At 45.8% G+C, this 15,631-nt stretch carries 19 protein-coding genes; 8 read left to right on the plus strand and 11 right to left on the minus strand.

The genetic code is table 11. The features are described 5' to 3' along the window. The first annotated feature begins 44 nt into the window (after positions 1–44). Positions 45–2,117 (plus strand): transglycosylase domain-containing protein, encoded by a 2,073-nt coding sequence (locus VP472_RS18295; protein ID WP_146275733.1) that lies wholly within the window; start codon positions 45–47, stop codon positions 2,115–2,117. 24 nt (positions 2,118–2,141) lie between these two features. Here the strand turns inward: VP472_RS18295 and VP472_RS18300 are convergent, their stop codons facing one another. From VP472_RS18300 to VP472_RS18310, 3 genes are all read right to left on the minus strand, one after another. Next, positions 2,142–2,573: a hypothetical protein gene (locus tag VP472_RS18300; protein WP_017418704.1), complete on the minus strand. Its 432-nt coding sequence runs from the start codon at positions 2,571–2,573 to the stop codon at positions 2,142–2,144. Positions 2,574–2,716: 143 nt separating this feature from the next. Continuing rightward, complete coding sequence (locus VP472_RS18305) at positions 2,717–3,235, minus strand: YwhD family protein (RefSeq protein WP_015387555.1); 519 nt, start codon at positions 3,233–3,235, stop codon at positions 2,717–2,719. Positions 3,236–3,247: 12 nt separating this feature from the next. Beyond that, positions 3,248–3,907, minus strand: a complete 660-nt coding sequence (locus tag VP472_RS18310; RefSeq protein ID WP_003151043.1) for a site-2 protease family protein — start codon at positions 3,905–3,907, stop codon at positions 3,248–3,250. 105 nt (positions 3,908–4,012) lie between these two features. Between VP472_RS18310 and VP472_RS18315 the strand changes: the two genes are divergently transcribed. Beyond that, positions 4,013–4,201 carry a 2-hydroxymuconate tautomerase gene (locus tag VP472_RS18315; RefSeq protein ID WP_003151042.1) on the plus strand — a complete coding sequence of 63 codons (189 nt, stop codon included), beginning with the start codon at positions 4,013–4,015 and terminating at the stop codon, positions 4,199–4,201. A 37-nt stretch (positions 4,202–4,238) separates the two neighbouring features. On the opposite strand, the gene VP472_RS18320 is transcribed toward VP472_RS18315, so the two are convergent. Then, complete coding sequence (locus VP472_RS18320; protein WP_003151040.1) at positions 4,239–4,658, minus strand: MarR family transcriptional regulator; 420 nt, start codon at positions 4,656–4,658, stop codon at positions 4,239–4,241. Between the two features lie 390 nt (positions 4,659–5,048). Between VP472_RS18320 and VP472_RS18325 the strand changes: the two genes are divergently transcribed. Further along, positions 5,049–6,428 carry an amino acid permease gene (locus VP472_RS18325; RefSeq protein ID WP_032862558.1) on the plus strand — a complete coding sequence of 460 codons (1,380 nt, stop codon included), beginning with the start codon at positions 5,049–5,051 and terminating at the stop codon, positions 6,426–6,428. Positions 6,429–6,492: 64 nt separating this feature from the next. Here the strand turns inward: VP472_RS18325 and VP472_RS18330 are convergent, their stop codons facing one another. From VP472_RS18330 to VP472_RS18340, 3 genes are all read right to left on the minus strand, one after another. Further along, the gene (locus VP472_RS18330) at positions 6,493–6,993 is read right to left on the minus strand and encodes a YwgA family protein (RefSeq protein ID WP_003151036.1); all 501 of its coding nucleotides are present in this window, start codon (positions 6,991–6,993) and stop codon (positions 6,493–6,495) included. A gap of 39 nt (positions 6,994–7,032) precedes the next feature. After that, positions 7,033–8,334, minus strand: a complete 1,302-nt coding sequence (locus tag VP472_RS18335) for an HD domain-containing protein (RefSeq protein ID WP_146275737.1) — start codon at positions 8,332–8,334, stop codon at positions 7,033–7,035. 160 nt (positions 8,335–8,494) lie between these two features. Then, on the minus strand, positions 8,495–8,719 hold the full coding sequence (locus VP472_RS18340; protein WP_003151034.1) for a YuzB family protein: 225 nt from the start codon (positions 8,717–8,719) through the stop codon (positions 8,495–8,497). Positions 8,720–8,924: 205 nt separating this feature from the next. Here VP472_RS18340 and VP472_RS18345 point away from each other — a divergent pair, with 205 nt between their 5' ends. The 5 genes from VP472_RS18345 to VP472_RS18365 all read left to right on the plus strand — a co-directional run bounded on the left by VP472_RS18345 (position 8,925) and on the right by VP472_RS18365 (position 12,802). Then, a complete protein-coding gene (locus tag VP472_RS18345) occupies positions 8,925–9,701 on the plus strand; it encodes an RsfA family transcriptional regulator (protein ID WP_025649388.1) in 777 nt (258 codons plus the stop codon). Between the two features lie 302 nt (positions 9,702–10,003). After that, positions 10,004–10,279 carry a PadR family transcriptional regulator gene (locus VP472_RS18350; RefSeq protein WP_016937583.1) on the plus strand — a complete coding sequence of 92 codons (276 nt, stop codon included), beginning with the start codon at positions 10,004–10,006 and terminating at the stop codon, positions 10,277–10,279. Beyond that, complete coding sequence (locus VP472_RS18355; RefSeq protein ID WP_070082528.1) at positions 10,280–10,834, plus strand: HAAS signaling domain-containing protein; 555 nt, start codon at positions 10,280–10,282, stop codon at positions 10,832–10,834. Positions 10,835–10,931: 97 nt separating this feature from the next. Then, complete coding sequence (locus tag VP472_RS18360; RefSeq protein WP_146275739.1) at positions 10,932–11,852, plus strand: ATP-binding cassette domain-containing protein; 921 nt, start codon at positions 10,932–10,934, stop codon at positions 11,850–11,852. Beyond that, positions 11,849–12,802 (plus strand): ABC transporter permease, encoded by a 954-nt coding sequence (locus VP472_RS18365; protein WP_146275741.1) that lies wholly within the window; start codon positions 11,849–11,851, stop codon positions 12,800–12,802. The genes VP472_RS18360 and VP472_RS18365 overlap by 4 nt, the downstream gene beginning before the upstream one ends. On the opposite strand, the gene VP472_RS18370 is transcribed toward VP472_RS18365, so the two are convergent. From VP472_RS18370 to VP472_RS18385, 4 genes are read right to left on the minus strand one after another with little or no spacing between them, the layout of a single operon-like run. Beyond that, positions 12,792–13,628, minus strand: a complete 837-nt coding sequence (locus VP472_RS18370) for a hypothetical protein (protein ID WP_065180306.1) — start codon at positions 13,626–13,628, stop codon at positions 12,792–12,794. The genes VP472_RS18365 and VP472_RS18370 overlap by 11 nt on opposite strands. Next, a complete protein-coding gene (locus tag VP472_RS18375) occupies positions 13,619–14,416 on the minus strand; it encodes a hypothetical protein (RefSeq protein ID WP_146275743.1) in 798 nt (265 codons plus the stop codon). Before VP472_RS18375 ends, VP472_RS18370 begins: the two co-directional genes overlap by 10 nt. Then, the gene (locus tag VP472_RS18380) at positions 14,385–15,308 is read right to left on the minus strand and encodes a DUF6895 family protein (protein WP_146275746.1); all 924 of its coding nucleotides are present in this window, start codon (positions 15,306–15,308) and stop codon (positions 14,385–14,387) included. The genes VP472_RS18375 and VP472_RS18380 overlap by 32 nt, the downstream gene beginning before the upstream one ends. A gap of 48 nt (positions 15,309–15,356) precedes the next feature. After that, positions 15,357–15,536 (minus strand): hypothetical protein, encoded by a 180-nt coding sequence (locus tag VP472_RS18385; protein ID WP_003151018.1) that lies wholly within the window; start codon positions 15,534–15,536, stop codon positions 15,357–15,359. Between the last annotated feature and the right edge of the window lie 95 nt (positions 15,537–15,631).

Consider the following 15,631-nt stretch of genomic DNA (forward strand, 5'->3'; position numbering starts at 1 on the left):
TTTTTCACATAATAATAGAATCATGAAAAAGGGGGTTCCCAAAAGTGGATAAAGTATCTGGAAAACAGCTCAGAATCACGTTCAAAATCATCCGCGCCTGCATCTTTCTGACACTGATCGGCGGAATGCTGGCCGGCGTCTGCTTCACATCCGTTCTTCTTGCAGCGAAATGGCAGGGCGCCCCCTCCGTCCGGGTTCCTCAGTCTACGATTCTTTATGCAAATGACGGCTCAAAGCTAGGTGAGACCGATTTCGGGGAAAAGCGCTACTGGGTCCGGTTAAAAGATATCAATCCGACAGCGGTGCAGGCCGCGATTGCGGTGGAGGATCAAAACTTTTACAATCACCACGGTTTTGATTACCGGCGGATGGCCGCCGCCGCGCTGGCTGACATAAAGGCAATGGCCAAGGTTCAGGGCGCCAGCACCATCACCCAGCAATACGCGAGAAATCTCTACCTTGAGCATGATAAAACATGGAAACGAAAATGGAACGAAGCATTTTACACGATCCGCCTTGAACAGAACTATTCTAAAAACGAGATTTTAGAAGGTTATGTAAATACGATATATTACGGCCACGGCGCATACGGAATTGAAGCCGCCTCCCGCCTGTATTTCGGCAAACACGCCAAAGATCTGAACGATGCGGAAGCCGTGCTTCTGGCGGGCATACCGAAAGGCCCGTCCGGCTATTCGCCATATGTCAGCGAAAAGAAGGCCAAACAGCGCCAGGAAACCATTCTCCGTCTGATGGCCGGACAAAAAATGATCTCAAAAGAAAAGGCGGAAAGGATTAAGAAAACGCCGCTTGCCTATCAGCCGCTGAAAAGCAGAACCGCGGCGAAAACTGCGCCTTATTTTTACGATGATGCGATGAAAGAACTCGAGAAAAAGCTCGGCATGACGCGCGAACAGCTCGCAACGAGCGGATTGCGTGTTTATACAACGCTTGATAAGCGCATGCAGCGGATCGCGGAAAACACTGTGGCACATACGATCCGTACCGGCTCTGACATTCAGGTCGGCTTTTCCGCGATTGATCCGGCAACAGGGCGCGTGCTTGCGCTTCTCGGCGGACGTGACTACGAAAAAAGCCCGTTTGACCGGGCGACACAGGCGAAACGGCAGCCGGCTTCCACGATCAAGCCGCTTTTGTACTACAAAGCGATTCAAAGCGGCTTTACACCGGTCACGCTGATGAAAAGCGAAGCCACAGAGTTCCAGATTGACGACAACGGAGATACCTATTCTCCAAGCAATTACAACGGCTACTACGCCAATAAACCGATTACGCTGCTTCAGGCGCTTGCGTTATCAGACAACATTTATGCCGTGAAGACCCATCTCTTTCTCGGCATGAATAAGCTCGTGTCGGCGGCAAAGGAATTCGGCATCAGCGAACATTTAAAGCCCCTTCCGTCTCTGGCGCTCGGAACTGAACCCGTGCGCCCGATTGAGATGGTTAATGCCTACGCGATGCTCGCAAACGGGGGAAAACAAATCACCCCTTCCTTTATCACAAAAGTGACGGATACCGCCGGCAACATCTTGTATGAACAGCCGCGCGGACATCAGCAGACGCTTGATAAAAAAGCCGCTTTTGTGACGGCGAGCATGATGACGGGCATGTTTGATCAGGATTTAAACGGCTATACTTCCGTCACGGGACGCACCATTTCTGACAGGCTGACCCGGACGTACGGCGGGAAATCAGGCACGACCAGCGCAGACAGCTGGATGATCGGCTTTAATCCGGCTCTTGCCGCCGGTGTGTGGACAGGCTATGACAAAAGCAGCACGATTGATTCAGTAGAAGAAAAAAGCTATGCGAAGACGATTTGGGCGGACTTTATGGAGAAGGCGCTCGAAGGAGAACCGGAAATAGCGCTTAAACCGCCGAAGGGCGTCACGGGCGTCTATATCGATCCCGCATCCGGCTACACTTCCGGACCCGGATGCGCCGCAAAGCATTATACGTATTTTATCGCAGGCACAGAGCCCGCCGATGTGTGCTACGGGCCGGAACCGTCTAAAAAAGAAAAGGAACACGCTCCCGCCCGCAAAGAAGCTCCGCGCAAAAAGTGGTGGGATAAGTGGCTCGGCAAAAAAGACTGAGCCCGGTGCATTGCGCGCCGGGCTTTACTCCGCGTCTTCCTCAAGCACCCATGGGAGCAAGAGTGAAAAGTCGAGATGGATAATAGGGTCAGGAAAACCCTTCGGTATAAAAAATGTTGTACTCGCCAATGAAAACGAAAAGCGGATATCTCCCGCTCTCTCAATATGAAACTTTGGCCAGCCTTCCCTAAGCCTGCCGACAATCGGATAGCTGCCCGCATAATGATGCAGGCCGTTTTCCTTTCCATGCTCCCCCAAATCGTGACAGACAGCCGGACGAATCCCAAACTGCCTAAACAATCTTGTTTTCTCGGCGGGAAGGAGATTCACCGCCTCGGAAAAGTTCCGGCAGCTCCCGCAATCGCAGGGATCAGCCCATGATTTTTCATATTGTTTTCTCGTTTCCGCCGTATCTGCTTCAATGACCCAAGGCCCGATGTCAAAGACGGTGAACATGATGAAACCTCCGCGTAAACATGAAAAACCCCGAGTCTTGGTTCGGCTCGGGACTTTCCATGTCCTGATTCTGTATCAACAGTTTACTCAGTACAATTGCGAAATAGTGCAAATATTTATAAAGTTCACAAAAAGTTCACAAATTATTTTTCGCCCGGAAGCAGACCCGTTTTCAATTCATCGGATGAACGTTCCCAGAGCCCTTGGTCATGCTTCTGCAGAAATTCAGCAAGCACCTGCTTTGAGCTGGCGTCCATTTTGTCCACGATAATGCGGCGCTTCATTGATTTATCCATTAAATTCACATGCTCCGGCAATGACTTATAGCCTCTGCGGATACTTCTGTCCACGGTCATTTCACAAGCCGTCACACCCGCGTAATAAGGGCCTTCTTCTTTTCTGTCGATGGTGACCCACACGAGCCAGTACGGTTTTCCGTTCGGCACTTCATCTTTGTTCGGCAGGAATTTGATGCCTTTTTCAACGACACTGCGGGCATGCATTGCGCCGATGTCAACGAAAGCTTCCTTCTCTTCCACATCGACAAATACCGGAGAAATATTGTCAAGGCTCAGCGACCCGGCGCCGAAACCGCCATGTCCGTCGGTCGGATCACTTTTAATAATATTAAATCCGATTGTTTTCTTCTTTTTTTCTTCCATGAAAATACCCTCCTACAAAAGCGGTTGAAATATAATGGCAAATACCTTGAGAATCCAGTCTCTCCCCTCGCTTAACAGCGGCCACACGACATAGGAGCCGACCGGTGTCACAAACAGCACGAGAAACACGATAATCCCGTAGCTCTCAAACTGAGTCATTTTGGCGCGCACCCGCGGCGGCACGAGATCCTCAATAATCCGGTAGCCGTCAAGCGGAGGAAGCGGCAGCAGGTTGAATAAACACAGCGCGAGATTCAGCTGAATCCAAATAGAGAAAAAGCGGTCAAGCCCCATGCTGAATGCAGAAAGCAGCTCCATTCCGTAAGCATGCATCAACACTAGCAAAAAGAAACCGATAAAGGCAAGAAGCAGGTTGCTTACGGGCCCGGCGACGGAAACCAGCACTCCCGCCAGCCGCGGTCTTTTAAAGGCGCGGCGGTTCACCGGCACCGGACGGGCCCAGCCGAAACCCGCGACCAAAATTAGAATCGTTCCGAAAACATCAAGATGTTTAATCGGATTGAGCGTTAATCTGCCCTGTCTCGCCGCGGTATCGTCTCCGAAACGATACGCGACATACGCGTGCGCCAGTTCATGCATCGTAAATGCCACGATCAGCGTAATCACGACATAGGGCATAAGCTCCAGCGGATAATATAAAAATCTGTCCAAATGTCAAAATCCCCTTTTTTAAAAAATGCAAGATTGTCCTTCATTCAGTATACTATAAGTGATCTCTCTTCCAAAGAGAGGAAACGATAAAGGAGGATCAGCACCATGCCGCTCGTAACCGTTAAAATGCTTGAAGGCCGCACAGATGAACAAAAACGGAATCTGGTTGAAAAAGTGACCGAAGCCGTAAAAGAAACGACAGGCGCAGCCGAAGAAAAGATCATTGTCATGATTGAAGAAATGAGAAAGGATCATTACGCCGTCGCCGGCAAACGGATCAGCGATACGGAGTAATCCTTGATAATGGCCGGCGCTGCTATGTCAGGCCGGCTTATTTCACAACCTTTTCAACCAGGCTGAAAAAGATTTTCTTTTCTTCCTCTGTCAATGCTTCGAACAGTTCGTCAATGAGCAGCTGCCGGTTTTCAATCATTTGCATGGCCGCCATTTTTCCCGATTCGGAAAGCGTCATCCATACCGTGCGGCGGTCTTCGTTGTTTCTCGACCTTTCCACGAATCCTTCTTTTTCTAAATGATTGAGAGCGGTTGTCGTGGCGGAAGGCGATAATGTGACCTCCTGCAATATATCTTTAATCGTGCACGTGCCGTGCCGGTAAATAATCCTCAGAATAAATCCTCTGATATTGTTTATACTCTTCGGAATTGTCGCCTCATCAAGCTTTTTCGTGCTCTTTAAATATTTCGTGAGCGCGTAATCCAGTACATTTGCTTGCAAGTTATCGTGCTTCATGCAGAAACTCCCCATTTCAAGATGCATCCATCATCATTTGTTTGTTTTTTATTACATTTTACTGATACCTTACGGAGAAAGTCAAAATTCCGGCCGGAATGCCCGCAACTTTTATCCTGCCCCGCACAGACTTTTGTCTCCCTCTTTTTTACCATATCCTTTTATGCAATGCTGGTTTTATAGACACGATTCAGGTAAAATCATTAAGGGTGACTGCGTTTGACGGAAAGGATAATCTGATCGGATGCGGCAGACAATATGATTGGAAAAGAAAAGAAACGGAACAGACGGGGAAACAGAACACAGGATTGTCGATTACACAGAAGATGTGACACGGGTAAAAGCCAAAGAGTCCCTCTTGGCTTTTGCTTTTGGATGGAGGGATGCGTGTTGCGGAATATCCTACAAAAAAAAGACATCACCCAGCTGCTTGAACAAAGCAGAAACAGGCAGACTGCCAAAACAATGGGTGGATTTGATTTAACATTACTGGGCATCGGCGCCGTCATCGGGACGGGCGTCATGGTTCTTACAGGCATTACGGCCGCGAAAAACGCCGGGCCTTCCGTAATCTTTTCTTTTATCATTGCAGCCGTTGTCTGCAGCCTTGCAGCATTATGTTACGCCGAAATCGCTTCTGTTCTCCCGGTTTACGGAAGCGCCTATATTTACTCTTATACCACCATGGGAGAAATTGTCGGCCATTTAATGGGCTGGACGCTCTTATCCGTTTATATGGTGACGGCGTCGGCGGTGGCAAGCGGCTGGTCAAGTTATTTTAATAATCTGTTAGCCGAAATCGGCACGCCTTTGCCGGACAGTCTGCTGCACGTGCCGAGCCAGGGGGGCATCGTCAACCTTCCTGCCATCATCATTACTCTATTAATTGCCGTCGTTCTGTCACGCGGCTCTAAAGAGAGCAAAACCTTTAATAATATAATGGTTCTCGTAAAAATCGGAATTGTTTTGCTGTTTATCATCACAGGAAGCTTTTTTGTAAAGCCGGGCAATTGGCATCCTTTTATGCCTTTTGGAATCAAAGGCGTCATTACGGGGGCTTCTGCCGTCTTTTTTGCGTTTCTCGGGTTTGACGCGATTTCGGCTTCGGCTGAAGAAGTCAAAAAACCGCAGCGCAACCTGCCGATCGGTATTATCGGTTCACTGGTGATCTGTACATTGGTATACGTCATCGTCTGTCTCGTCATGACGGGTATGGTTCCGTATTCACAGCTTAATGTGCCGGAAGCCATGTCTTATGTGCTGCAGACTGTCGGACAAAACGCGGTGGCGGGCATTATCGCTGCCGGTGCGGTGATCGGACTGATGGCCGTCGTTCTCGCCCATACCTATGCGGCGACCCGTATATCTTTTGCGATGGCAAGAGACGGAATGCTGCCGAAAGTCTTTACCATTGTCGGAAAGAAATCGGGAGCGCCGATCTTTAATACGTGGCTGATCGGACTGATCAGCGCATGCATCGCGGGTTTTGTTGATCTGAAAGAGCTGTCAGATCTCTCAAACATCGGCGCGCTATTGACATTTGCCATGGTCAGTCTGTCCGTGCTGATTCTGCGCCGCACCCATAAAGATCTTCCACGGGGATTTAAAGTGCCTTTTGTACCCGTACTGCCGATTTTGGCCATTATCTGCTGTTTGTTTTTAATGGTCAATCTGCCGCTGAAAACGTGGCTTTATTTTGCCGTCTGGCTGATCATCGGCGTCATCGTTTACTTTTTATATTCGTACAAGCACAGCAAATTGAGACAATAAACAAAACCAGGCCCGCTTCATCGCGGCCTGGTTTTTTCATAAAAAAAGACGAAAGCCATCGCCTTTAACAAATGTGTTTCAGCTCTTCTATGTAGTGAAGCGCTTCATCATATTCTTCATCCGTATATTTCTGTTTGCTTTTTATCGTAAACACTTTCTCTTTCTTTTCCTCAGCTTCAAGGCCGTCAAAATACAAAATCGTAGACACCAGCTCCAGAAACCGGGATGAGCGGCTGTTGACGCTGTCGATATACTTCTTCATATCCGGCATCTTAAGCTCCGCATGATGTAAAAACTCGGCTCCCGTCTCCGTCAGCGAGTACCGGTATTGAAAGTAGCCGCCCTTTTTTTCCTTCACCTCATCCAGAAACCCAAGATTGCACAGCTCTTCAATTCGAAGCGTCAGTTCTTCGGAATACGGGCCGTAAAAATGAAAATCATATTTTTCGTAGAAAGGATACTGCATTTTCTTCGCGATATAAATGATTTTCTGCAGCTTTTTCCGCCCGATGATTTCTCCAGAATCCGAGAACACCTTCATCAGTTTTGCATGTTCTTTCAACAAATTCCCGACATCTCCTTTTCCTTCTTTACCAAAATCCTTTTATGTCAGTCCCAGCAGCTGCCGGATTTTTAATTTTGCTTCAGGGTTTTCTGAATCATCAAAAATGAGGTCCATCGGATAGTACAGCTTATGATCCGTCCGGCGTTTGCCCGAAATGGATTCGACAATAGCGGACTGCCTGGACAGCTCTTTGATCTGGCCGTTCTGCGTTAACAGGTGAATCGGCAGACGCTCCTCCTCTTCACCCGGCCGGTAAAAATCATACGGCAGATCCGATGAAGAATCGACCACTAAATAGTAATTGGGATCAATTCCCGCCTCTTTAAACAGAGCGGTCAATTCAAAATAAGCCGACATTTCCTCATTGGGGTTAAATTCGGCATATTGAAACAGCTGGCGGTTAATGAAGCGGCGGCACAAGTCGGACAGAATCGGGTCCTCTTCTTCCTCCCAAGCCTGGAAATAATATAAAATGATGGCTTCATCAAGCTTCAGATAATCCGCAAGCGTCAGCTTCCCTTCAAAAATGGAATAAAAATGAACGGGAGCATGAGTGAATATATACCCTTCTTCATGGAGCTGCTTCGCACGGTGGAGAATTTTCGTCAAAATGACTTCTGCGCTTCTCGTCACGGGATGAAAATACACCTGCCAGTACATTTGATAGCGGCTCATAATATAGTCTTCGACGGCGTGCATGCCGCTTTGCTTAATGACGATCTGGTCCTCTCGCGGACGCATGACCCTTAAAATCCGTTCCATATCAAAATGTCCGTAGCTGACGCCCGTATAGTATGCGTCCCGCTGAAGGTAATCCATCCTGTCGGCATCAATCTGGCTCGAAATCAGGCTGACCACCTGTTTGTTTTTGTATGTTTTGGCAATGACTTCGGCAACATCCTGGGGAAATCCCGGTCCCGCCTTTCTGAGAACCTGATTCACCTCGGTGTCGCCGAGAATGATTTCCCTCGTATAGTCTTCATGATCCAGATGAAAAACCTTTTCAAAGGAATGCGAAAACGGCCCATGTCCCAAATCGTGCAAAAGCGCGGCGCTGAGACAGAGTTCGCGTTCATTGTCATCCCATTCAGAACGCCCTTTAAAAACATCATCAACCATTCGTCTGACAATCTCATAGACGCCGAGAGAATGGTTAAAACGGCTGTGTTCCGCGCCGTGAAAGGTCAAATACGTCGTACCGAGCTGTTTGATCCGGCGCAGCCGCTGAAATTCACGGGTGCCGATCAAATCCCAGATCAGCTTGTCCCGCACATGAACATAGCGGTGAACGGGATCTTTAAACACTTTTTCTTCTGATAATTTTCCGTTTGGATACGCCATCGTCATTCCCTCTTTTTTTTAGCCGTGATTCTATTATATCGGCTCTGTAATTTGAAAACATCCTTGAATTTGTCCGGCGTTTTGTTCCAGTTTTCCGACATTGATTTTTTGAAGCAAAAAAGCCTGACCCATCGGGCGAGGCTGTCGTAAAAATGCACATTTACTTTTTGATCTTCTTTTTCACTTTCTCAATCAGCTCGTCCTCAGTCGGCGCCGACAGCGGGCGGTTGTTTACGAAAGCAAACGATTTTTTGCGTCCGGGCCCGCAATAAGACTGACATCCGACCTCCACTTTTGCATCCGGGTCAGCTTCTTTCAAACGCGGCAGCAAAGTCTTAATATTGGTGGCCTGGCAATCATCACACACTCGGAATTCATTAGCCATGATGTACGCTTCCCTTCATTCAATGTGTTCCTCTATGTTAAATCTTAATTTTAAAAACGAAAAAAATCACATCACGTTTTATTGTACAAGGATTCATCTTATCCTGCAAGGCTCTGCGTATCTCTCATTCTTTCAGCCAATTTGTATAAATATTTTCCAATCTGGACATTCTAATACCATCAAAGATTATTGGGGGTTGAGAACATTGACAAAGCAAAGACAGGACGCCTGGTCGGAGGAAAATGACCTGCTGCTTGCGGAAACCGTGCTCCGGCACGTCCGGGAAGGGAGCACGCAGCTGAACGCCTTTGAAGAGGTAGGCGATAAATTAAACAGGACGTCGGCAGCGTGCGGATTCAGATGGAATGCCGTCGTGCGCCATCAATATGAAAAAGCGCTTCAGCTTGCAAAAAAACAGCGGAAACAGCGGATGCGCGCGCTCGGAAACGGCCAGCCGGCCAAGAAGAAACTATTATACCAGCCGCCTGCACCGGATGCGGACATCATTCAAGAAACCGCAGCCGAAGAGACGGTTCAAACGGAAGCGCCAAAAGAGGATCGGCAAGCCGTCATGTCCGGCGAACACATGCCTTATGTCGATGAAAGCTTCAAGGAAGAGTTAGCTAGTTTATCACATTTGCTGGCGCCTCAGCAGCCGAGCCAAAAGGCGGAGCTCACAATGGCAGACGTCATTCAATTTCTGCAGAGCTATGAAGGCAGCGGAAAGCAAACTTCCGCCCTGCAGATGGAAAATGACCGTTTAAAACGGGAAAATCAAGAACTTCAGTCTAAAACCGAGCAGCTGGAAGCGGCCGTCGAAAAGCTTGAAAAAGATCAAAAGACCATTCAGGAAGACTACGAAACCTTGGTGAAAATCATGAACAGAGCCAGAAAACTAGTTTTATTTGAAGACGACGAGCATGCCTCTTCTCCGTCCTTTAAAATGGACCGGAACGGCAATTTAGAAAAAATGGCCGAATAACGCAAAAAACCCCTTTCCTTGTCATGGAAAAAGGGGTTTTTGCCATTTGTCAATGACGCGCATCCTGATCTATATTAATGTAAACATTGTTCAGGAGGCCTTCTTCCCGCAAGGGCTGCGCATCTCGGTCCCCGCCCTTAAGCAGGCCTAAAATTTCAATAAATCACCCCATAATAATTCTTTAGAACTATTGATCGATCAGCTACTGTGCAATACACTGTATATATAATACAATTATTAGATATGATGGGAATGATAGTAAAGTGAATAGCCAATTACGAAAAGGAGCATTGGAACTTTGTGTGTTGTCCCTGCTTCTTTATGAAGATTTATATGGTTATGAATTAATCAAGATCATAAGTGAAACGTTCCCTGTATCGGAGGGCACCATCTACCCCATATTACGAAGACTTACGAAAAATAACTATTTAAAAACGTATACAGCAGCTTCAGATCAAGGCCCGTCACGCAAATATTACAAAGTAACAGAAGAAGGCGCCTTTTATCATCACACATTAAAATCGGAATGGCTTGACCTGTCCGAAAAAGTGAACAGCATCATTAAGGAGGGAAAATGAATGTGTAAAGACCAATATTTAAAACATCTCCGGCGGGAAATAAAAGATCTGCCGGAACTTGAACAAAAAGAGATACTCGCCGATATCGGCGAAATATTCCAAATGGGCGGCGCTGAAGGAAAAAGCGATGAACAAATCGCCGGCAATTTAGGAAACCCCAAAACACTTGCGCGCGCCTTAAAAGCGGATATTTTCATCAGTGATGCCGAGGAGCAGAAAACATGGCGCTCCTTTTTCAAAGCGTTCGGCCTGATGCTGGGTATGGGCATGTTCAACTTCATGTTTATGCTGACACCGTTTCTTTTTGCCTCTGTTGCGGTGTTAAGTTTGATGGCAATCGGCCTGATGCTGATGACCGGATCATTCTTTCTCCTCATAAAAGTGCCGATTGTAACAGCCATTTTTAACGGATGTATGGTCCTCGGAGCGGGTATGGCGGTGTTTATGGCCGGATTTGATCTTTCGAAACTGATATTCCGCATCTTTTTGCGCTATTTCAAATGGAATGTCAGCGTTGTAAGGAGGGAAACCATTGAATCGAAAAATGTGGTATAGCATTGCTTTCATTTTAATTGCTGCCGGCCTGATCGGAAGCATGTTCTTCGGTTTTGACGGCTTTTATCCTAAATCATAAGGAAGGTGTGCACGTAGCATGAGTGAACCAGCCCTGATATTAAAAGATGTCTCTAAAACCATCAATCATACCCCTATTGTACAGTCAATTTCATTCGATGTGAGAAAAGGTGAGATATTCGGCCTTTTAGGGCCTAACGGCTCAGGTAAAACCACTATTTTCAGAATGATCGTACAGCTTATTAAAAAAACAGAAGGAGCCATTTCATTCAGAGGCAGACCGGACAGCGACTTTGAATATTTTATGAGACATATCGGGGTTATCATTGAAGGCCCAGATATGTATCCGAACATGACCGCTTTGCAAAACCTAAATTATTTTACTAAACTGCGCAGCACCTCGCTGCGAACGGATGACCTTATGAATACCCTTGCAAAAGTCGGACTGGAGCAGGCTGCCCGCAAAAAAGTGAAACATTTCTCATTAGGCATGAAACAGCGCTTGGGGCTCGCTTATTCTCTTCTTCACAATCCCGGGTTATTAATTCTGGATGAACCGATGAACGGCCTCGATCCTAAAGGGATGAAAGAATTGCGCATCATTCTTTCCGATTTAGCGAAGCAAGGGGTTTCCATTTTATTATCAAGCCATTTATTGTCGGAAATGGAGGAGATTTGCGACAGGGTTGCCTACATTAAAAAGGGACGGATTTTAGGAATTGAAGACATGAAGAGCAGAAATGACCTTGGTCAGAAAAAGCTGTTTACCGTCACGGTCGATCATCCGGCAAGGGCGAAAGAAATATTAGAGCAGGACGGTATTCTTCAAGTACAGCAAAAAGACAGCCGCATCATTGAATTGGAAGCGGAGGAAGATACCATCCCGTATATCATTAAAACTTTGGCAGAGAAAGAGATTCTGATTTCCCGCGTTTCTGCAAGGACTTTGTCATTGGAAGAGAAATACATGATGATTACAGATCAGGAGGACGCGGTATGAGCATATTTCATCTGGCGCAGAACGAATTCATAAAAATAACCCGAAAAAAAGGCACACTTTTATCTCTTTTTTTCCTGTTTCTCATCGTTTTGCTGGCCGGCCTTATTATGAATCATGAGTTAGATGCTTCCTCGGATAACAATTGGAAAGAACGGCTTCTCGCCGAAGAAAAACAGGAAGAAATTAATAAACCGGCTGAAACGGCAGGCGTTTATTATTCTGCTGATGTTAAGAATAAAGACTATTATTTGGAGCATAACATCAACCCCTATGAATGGAACGGCTGGAGGTTTTTCGGCACCGTTACTTCAAACGGGCTTGAGATTTTCGTAAGCTTGACCGCGATTTTAACCGTCAGCGGGGTTGTTTCTAAAGAATTTGCCCTTGGGACGATTAAGTTTATCGCTACAAGCCCGAACCGAAGATGGCGGATTTTAACATCGAAATTTCTGGCCTCTCTTCTGTTTACCGGTATGATTTACTTATTTTACTGTGTGAGCTGTTTGCTGATCGGCGGCGTGTTATTCGGTTTTTCCAATGCTTCATATCCGCTCGTCTATACTCATTTAAATGACAGTCTGTATACCATCAGTTCAATCAAAGCATCCGGAATCATTCTGCTTTTGCGTTTCATATCAATTATAAGTATTGTCACCATTGCGTTCACTTTGTCAGTATTGTGCAAAAGCCAGGCGCTCTCCCTTTGCTTATCCATTTTACTGCTGTTTGCCGGCAGTATATTGGGCGGAACTGATTTGCTTGCCCAATTTACGTGGTATAAATTTACGCTCTTTCCGCATTTAAACCTCGTTGCTTATGTAAATAAAAGTGCGGGTGATGCGATTTCAACGTTAAACATCCCCTATTCCGTGACAGTTATAGCGATCTACTTTCTTATTTGTTTATTGATTTCTTTTTCCGTCTTTCAAAAGAGAGACATTACAGCATAGACAGAGAGGCGGCGGCATAATGAGCGGACGGCAGGAAATACTGACGGTCCAGCAATTTGCCGCTGACCGCCCCTTGGTCCATCGCTAATGGATTCAAATAACCGAAGCTCCCGCTGCTTCGCTGCTGAAAGCGTAGAAATTCCCGCCCTTCCCGTATAAAAAGCGCCTCATCGAATCGGAGAAATTTCATAATGGCTGTGTATTTTGCAACGGCGGCAATGTGATACTTTCTGCACTCGGCTAACATTAAACCTGAAAAAGCAAAATCTGATGTTTTGTACCATTTTGCGAGAAAAGGCTGTAATTCTTTCATTTGCAAATAAGAGACGGCATAAAGGGCATCCGCCTGTTCTTCCTGGATGCCGCCCGGTGCCATGAGCAAATCGGCCTCACGTTTCATTGCGGTTTCTAAGAAAACGATCAGTTCTTCCGGGGTCACCGCTCCAAAATAAGCTGCTAACACCATGAGGATCATAGAGGAAGGCTCTGATTTCAGTTCCTCTTGTAAACCGCGGACCATTTGTTCAAGTCCGTTATGAAAAAAGATGCTTTTTTCGGCATCCATCCTGCGGTACACATGATACGCATACGCGAACAGAACCGGATGGCATTCGTGCGTTTTTTCCCAAAAATAACGGTCTAAGAATAGAATAACTTCTTCTGTATCCTTCCTTTTTTCAAAAGGATGACATGCCGCTAAACCGCAAAACAGGTGCATGAGATCATCTGCTTCCATTTCTTCCGGCTGCAGCTGAATGTTCTTCCAAAAACCCAGCAGCCATTCTTCTGTTTTTTTTATATTAAAATGTTCCTTGACTATCCGCATGTTCCACACTCCAGATTCAGAATCTCAATCGCCGGCAGAAGAGCCGGAGCACAATGAATGGATGGATTCTCGTTATTTATATGATGAAGAGCCGCTTGACAGCCATAAAAAAATGGATCGATACACGATTGGATAAATAACATATCGCACAGCTGTTTCATTTTTCGGCTGCCGAGACAAAACACAAGCCGTTTTTGAATGGAGGCCTTCAAGCCGGGATGAAGCAGATGCTCTCCCTGGTCTAAATGAAGAAGACAGTACTCGACAAACTCCAGCTCGTTTTCAGCTGTTCTTTTCCATGCGTCATGGAGCAAAGGCTGAAACATCGAATTCTTGTAAAAGCGCACTTTTTCATGGTCAGTTGACATTCCCAGCTCATTCAGTAAACCGACGAATTCGGCATATTTAAAATAAGGCCATTCTTTTTTTATAAGATAGCCGTTTTGCAATCCGTGACGTATGATCTGATCATCCGCTTCCATTCCCTGCTTCTTTTTATAAGCTTTTGCCGTTAAATAGATATGAATCAACTCATTGACAATGGCCGTGTTACAGTGAAACAGATCTTCCCAGCATGACTTATCAACGAAAGCGGAGGCAATCCTTTCAGTATGTTCTTTTACAGCGGAAGAATGGCTCGTCTTTCTGTAATATTTGCAGAAGCCGGCAAACAGCTGAATGCTCTTTTGATCCGGAAGCGATTGTTCAGCAAAAGATAATAAAAATTGATCCGTCTCTTCAGCTAATCTGTTCAAGTTAATCGTTCCTTTCTGTTCTAAGACAGGCATGCGCGGCACCCGCGGCGACAAGTGTTGTATGATAGCAATGTTTGAACACATCTTCTCTTCGCTGTTCACCTTTCAAACCGGGTTTATGTTGATAGGTGATGCTCGGGACATTCCCCTCTTTCATTCGGCCCCGATAGATTTTATTCCAGGCTGCTTCATAGAGCGGTTTATGGTTGTCCTTATCCATGTCGATATGTAAAAAAGAGCTGCACATCAATAATTCACTGGTAATATCTAAATTCTCAAGACAGATATAGATCCCGAGAAATTTCAGGACCTTTTCTTTTAAGGACGGCAGATGATATTCTTTATCCGTAAGCGAAGAACATCCCATGTCTGTTATATAAAAAATCGTATGAGTGATGCTGTACGCATCATGATCCGTCATATATGTATTTGGGATATCCTGGCCAGCTGCTGTGTAGTGATATAAGTCAGAAAAGTCCATTATTTCCGAGGTTACGCCCGCTCTTTGCAGACTGTACTTCAAATCCATTTTTCGAAAGGGAATTTTAGCAAGGCTGCAATCAAAACGCGCTGCCGTGAATTTTTCCAGCTCCCATATCACTGAAGCCTGTGACGGATGATCAGTCAAGGTAAGAAATTCACCCGCAATAGCCAATCCGGCGAGACCGTCCGGATCAAAATGAATAAATTCTTCAAGCTGATCATTACGGAGCCTTTCTGTAATAAACTCCGTTAAAACAGCAACCTCCTTATCATCTGCCTGATTTCTGATCAGGTAATTGGTAAGAAAAATGAGTTCTATAAATGTTTTAAGACGCCATCTGAAATCATTCGCTACTTTATGATTCATATCAAAATAATGGATATTTTCAACAATCCATGACAGTGCTCCCCGCTTAATTTCTCTTATATACTCTTGTGTCACACTCTCACCGCCTCGTCTCAGATGCGTAGGCTCCAAACAGTGATTATCTTACTTTTGAGCGGCTAAATCAGAGAAATTCAAATTCGGGTTTTGATTGTCTTCTTGGCTCGGCACTACAAGCACCCAGCCGCTCCAAGCGAAAGAATTGCCTGATTGTTCCGCATCTCCGGCTAACAAATGTGTCGGGATCGTGATTCTTTTTTCTTCTTTTATTTTTTTAAAGTTCATATCTCCATCTCCTTCAGTTTATAGAATTATTTGGAACCTACATAAATATATTAATCAAATAAGGTATATAATGTAAACTAGTTTTGATATAAAGA

Source organism: Bacillus sp. MT(2024) (assembly GCF_036362845.1).
Classification (GTDB): Bacteria; Bacillota; Bacilli; order Bacillales; family Bacillaceae; genus Bacillus; species Bacillus velezensis.

Coding starts and splice junctions, on each gene's coding strand:
- VP472_RS18300 (WP_017418704.1), bottom strand. CDS start 2,573: ATGTTCACCGTCTTTGACATCGGGCCTTGGGTCATTGAAGCAGATACG.
- VP472_RS18305 (WP_015387555.1), bottom strand. CDS start 3,235: ATGGAAGAAAAAAAGAAGAAAACAATCGGATTTAATATTATTAAAAGT.
- VP472_RS18315 (WP_003151042.1), top strand. CDS start 4,013: ATGCCGCTCGTAACCGTTAAAATGCTTGAAGGCCGCACAGATGAACAA.
- VP472_RS18320 (WP_003151040.1), bottom strand. CDS start 4,658: ATGAAGCACGATAACTTGCAAGCAAATGTACTGGATTACGCGCTCACG.
- VP472_RS18335 (WP_146275737.1), bottom strand. CDS start 8,334: ATGGCGTATCCAAACGGAAAATTATCAGAAGAAAAAGTGTTTAAAGAT.
- VP472_RS18340 (WP_003151034.1), bottom strand. CDS start 8,719: ATGGCTAATGAATTCCGAGTGTGTGATGATTGCCAGGCCACCAATATT.
- VP472_RS18355 (WP_070082528.1), top strand. CDS start 10,280: ATGTGTAAAGACCAATATTTAAAACATCTCCGGCGGGAAATAAAAGAT.
- VP472_RS18360 (WP_146275739.1), top strand. CDS start 10,932: ATGAGTGAACCAGCCCTGATATTAAAAGATGTCTCTAAAACCATCAAT.
- VP472_RS18365 (WP_146275741.1), top strand. CDS start 11,849: ATGAGCATATTTCATCTGGCGCAGAACGAATTCATAAAAATAACCCGA.
- VP472_RS18370 (WP_065180306.1), bottom strand. CDS start 13,628: ATGCGGATAGTCAAGGAACATTTTAATATAAAAAAAACAGAAGAATGG.
- VP472_RS18375 (WP_146275743.1), bottom strand. CDS start 14,416: ATGCCTGTCTTAGAACAGAAAGGAACGATTAACTTGAACAGATTAGCT.
- VP472_RS18385 (WP_003151018.1), bottom strand. CDS start 15,536: ATGAACTTTAAAAAAATAAAAGAAGAAAAAAGAATCACGATCCCGACA.